Here is a 4,207-nt window from a genome sequence, read left to right as displayed (position 1 = left end):
ATATGGGTTTGGAGCTATTAGATCATATCTGTTAACAAAGTGCGATCCCGCCCTGTCACTATACTCTCGTCAGTAAATGGAACAATAGTCGTTGGAAGCTAATCACCAGTGGAGTTGGAATACCGAATTTTATAATTACTCAGGAACCTCACGGTTGGCCGGATATCGAGATAGGCGGCCCGGGTTTTTGTTTTCCTGTCATGCGTTGGAATGGCCGCAATTACGTATTCAATCGGTATCAATATGATGATGTCCCTTGTTATCTACAATAATTGGCGCTGCTACTTTAGCTAAATGCCAACAACCAAAGATATTGCAAAATAAGTTGTGGTGATCTGCGCTATTAGTGAAGCTTTCGTTAGCCAAAAATTCCATTTCCTTCGCAAGTATTATTAAGATTGCGTTATATTTGACTGTATTTGCCCCCTAATACCGCCATTATTGATATATACAGTACGGTAAATGAATTATCGCAAGTGAAGACAAAGACGGGTCAGAGAAACAATGTAGACAAGGGCAATTCGACAGCCTTTTATGACTGTCACCATGTTATGAAAATGATCCTTTATCTCTTCTTTCATTTTCAAAGTTGGAGATAAAGCCGAACCACTATTAAATCAACGAGAACTTATGATCCGCACCAGCAGTTTTGGACACTGAGTTAAGTGAGTACAATCACTAATGAGGTGAACCATGACAAGCAAGAAGAAACGTATTATCCATTATCCTGAATTTAAAGCCGAAACCCTGAAGCTGGCAGAGAAAGTGGGAGTCGCTACAGCTGCAAGACAGCTCTCGTTACATGAATCTCAGATCTATGGTTGGCGAAAAGCCACAAAGAAGAATTCTAATATTAGCCAACGAGAACAAGAATTGGCCGTTGAAGTCGCTAAGCTAAAAAGGCAGTTAGCAGAGCAAGCAGAAGAGCTAGAAATCGTAAAAAAGGCCACCAACTACTTCGCGAAAAATCTAAAGTAAATTGTTATGAATTTATGCTCGAACACCTGCTGAGTTTCAGTATTTCCCGTATGGCTAAGGTGTTCAGAGTTTCTCGGAGTGGGTTTTATTATTGGGTTGAGAGCCGCCACAAGGCGATTCAACGTGAGAAAGAGCGCCAAAAGCTTGATACCAAGGTAAAAGAAGCCTTTGACGTTAGCAAAGAACGAGATGGTTCAAGACGTATTCAGAAAGAACCGGCAGAGAGCGGTGATAACCATAATGTTAAGACCATTGCCGCCAGTATGAAACGTCAGGATTTAGTAGCGAAAGCAGCGCGCAAGTTTAAGTGTACAACGGACAGTCAGCATAAAATGCCCGTTGCTCCGAACTTGCTCGCTCAAGATTTTAACGCGACGGCTCCGAATCAAAAATGGGCAGGAGACATCACCTATGTTGCCACAAGCGAAGGCTGGTTGTACTTAGCTGTCATTATTGACCTTTATTCAAGGCAAGTAATTGGTCTATGGATACGAGAATGAAGGCCTCACTGGTTTGTGATGCCTTATCGATGGCTTTATTCCGTCGAGGGTTCCCTGAGCAGGTTATAACTCATAGCGATCGAGGTAGTCAGTACTGCTCGAAAGACTATCGAGACCTCATAAGCACTTATAACTTATAACTTAAAACAAAGTATGAGTAGAAAAGGGAACTGTTGGGATACGCATGTGTTGAGAGCTTCTTCCATTCACTGAAAGTTGAAGCAATCCAATATGAGGATCAGTAAGGAAAGCCACCAGCTGTTCCTACAATCGATTTAAACCAGAGTCCGGAACTTTTTGACCACTACAAGTTAACTTTTGCATTAACAGGTACGTGGCTAGGGAAAGTTTATACAAGTAACTATCCATTCAATAATGCTTACTCTTCTCTTAAAGAAGGGCACTATTATTATGTGTCTAGTGGTTCACATGCGATAGCGATGCCTATGTGAAGAAAAGGTAAAATTAATTTTTATGATCCAAATATTGGCGAAGTTTTTGGGATGACTCAATCGGCGATTCAGCAATATTCACTGGCGGCTGCCAATAGTTCTCACAAGGTATCGGATATGTTAGAAAGTATTAACTGTTACTGGCTTCTGACCTGTCGGGTCTCCTGCAAATACTTGATGTATTGTTGAATCTGCTTATATAACAAAGCAGAGGCGGAACCTCTGCTTTGTTGTTGGAGTTAACGGCAAGCGTTTTTACTCAGCTCAGTGGGAAGACGCTTGCAGTTCGACATCAAATGCTTCACGGCCACTAATACTGATGTAATAGCTACCAGCAGGAATGAAACCATCACCACCTTTTGGTATCGAAATACGTTCATTGCTACCTTGTGTAAAGTTAGTCCATTCGTAATCATGATAATGACAAATTTTGTCGTAACAAGCATACAAATCGGCATCCCCATTACCTGATATTGATATATCGACATTCGTTAATCCATTAGGTACTTCAATGTAGAATAATTTTTCAGAAAGTTTCTCGCCTTCTACAGCAACGCTACTATTTAAAGCCAGTAGCTTGGGTTTTTCTTGAAGTTTAGGTTTGGAAATATCGCTATCATTAATATCTTTCGTTACTTCGTCTAGCCATAACTGGAACTCTTGATCGTATATTGGTCCAAAGTCGTTTAGACGTGCAACCCATTGTTTGTATTCACCATTACGAGCGTAACCGAGCAACTCTGTTGTTTCTTGCGGGTGTTTTTCTAACATAAAGCGCACGCCTAGGTATCCCCAGCGATAAACTCGGTTTAAGCCGTCACTGTAATTTGTGGTAAATACCTCCTGCAGCGAGTACGTTTTGTCTTTACCGAGAGACAGTGCGGCAAAGTAATTTTCCTTATAGTGCATATATTCGGCAAAGCCCTCAAGCCACCATACAATGCTACCTTCTCGCATTGTGGTATGGAAATCACCGTATTGGTTAAAGCGTCCATCGAGGTAGTGAATATACTCGTGCTCTAGGTTTAAAATCGAAAAATTATCATCCCATCCATTTTGATACGCGACGAATCGAGGAGTGTTGCCTGGTTGTGAAGGGGTGCGCTCAAGGAACTGACCGCCGTTGTTGGTGGTATTGCCAAACAAAAAGCTCGAGTAAGTGGAGTAGTCGTCTTTGGTGTTGAAGACGATAACATCAACGGTTTCGCTGTAGTCATCAGAAACAGGCTGATGGCCTGTGTTTGCAACGTTATGGAAATCGTCTTCTTTATCATTAAGTGTCTGACAGCTGGTTTGCGCTTGTTCATTGGTCATCTTTTGCGCCAGAATTTGAGCCGGGCCTGCACAGTTATAGCTGAAAGGTACAACCCGTTGTTTCAGCCTTTCTTTTGAATTATCTAAAGTGAGGCGATTTAGCCTTTCGGGAGCATAATCGCTGACCATTTCAGCAATCCCGACCCACACGCGATCTGATTTACCACCGAGCGGATAGTTGTGTAGCAATTCTTCTAAGGTTTGAGTCACAAGCTGTTTAGTTTGCTCATCATCAGTTTTGATCAAGCGAGCCAGTTCTCGCGCTGCGTTACCGAGTAAAGCTTCAGAGTTTGTACCAATTGCCCATTCATTGTTAAGAATAAATGCTCGGAGCTTATTGATATAGATCGGATCAGATTCGATAAGATCGTAGAAGGCTTCTTTTTGTGAGTGCCCGGCCATGGCTATGAAAATATTATTGATGGCTGTACGGTAGTAGTAGCTTTCGCCTCTTTCTGCGGTGAAAGTATCTAGTAGCGCAAAAACATCGGGAGCAGCTATTGAAAGTTGACGAACGCTATCGACGATGATCAACATAGAACCAAGAGCTTGTTGCTGTGTTTGACCTTCACTTAATGAGTAATGAGAGCGCAAGAATAGTTGGGCTACATGAGCGATTGACAATCCCATTTCATTAGGAAAAGGAGCTAGGTCACGAGCATAGGTATCGTGACGGTTTTTATAAGCCGCTTTGATGAATTCGGCAAGGTAATAGATATTCTGTGCCTGTTGCTCCTTCCCCTGATATTGGTTGATTACTTTTTCAAGCGACTGAGTGATTTTTCGCATGACCGTTTCGGAGAATAGCTGGTCTGCTTGTTGCTTAGACGGTGAAAACCACGAGTTCATACACTCATAAGTTCCATTGGCGACTTGTGAATCTACCTTTGCCAAATTAGTAAGAAGCTGCGGCGTTTCGCACTCACCTGAATATGGGAACAGTGCAGTGTGAGCATTGCTGTC

1 protein-coding gene and 1 pseudogene are annotated in these 4,207 nt (G+C 42.2%); one reads left to right on the top strand and one right to left on the bottom strand.

The annotated features are described in order from the left end of the window. Positions 1-693 precede the first annotated feature (693 nt). A pseudogene (locus tag ACED45_RS20190) lies at positions 694-1,714 on the top strand (IS3 family transposase); the annotation flags it as partial. A 480-nt stretch (positions 1,715-2,194) separates the two neighbouring features. Here ACED45_RS20190 and ACED45_RS20185 read toward each other — a convergent pair. Continuing rightward, positions 2,195-4,207: M9 family metallopeptidase (locus tag ACED45_RS20185; protein WP_371714866.1), on the bottom strand; the 2,013-nt coding region annotated here is incomplete at its 5' end.

The sequence above is a fragment of the Vibrio crassostreae genome, assembly GCF_041439375.1.
Taxonomy (GTDB): Bacteria; Pseudomonadota; Gammaproteobacteria; order Enterobacterales; family Vibrionaceae; genus Vibrio; species Vibrio crassostreae_D.
The sequence above is the reverse complement of the archived record's forward strand: the minus strand, read 5'-3'. Positions and strand labels throughout refer to the sequence as shown.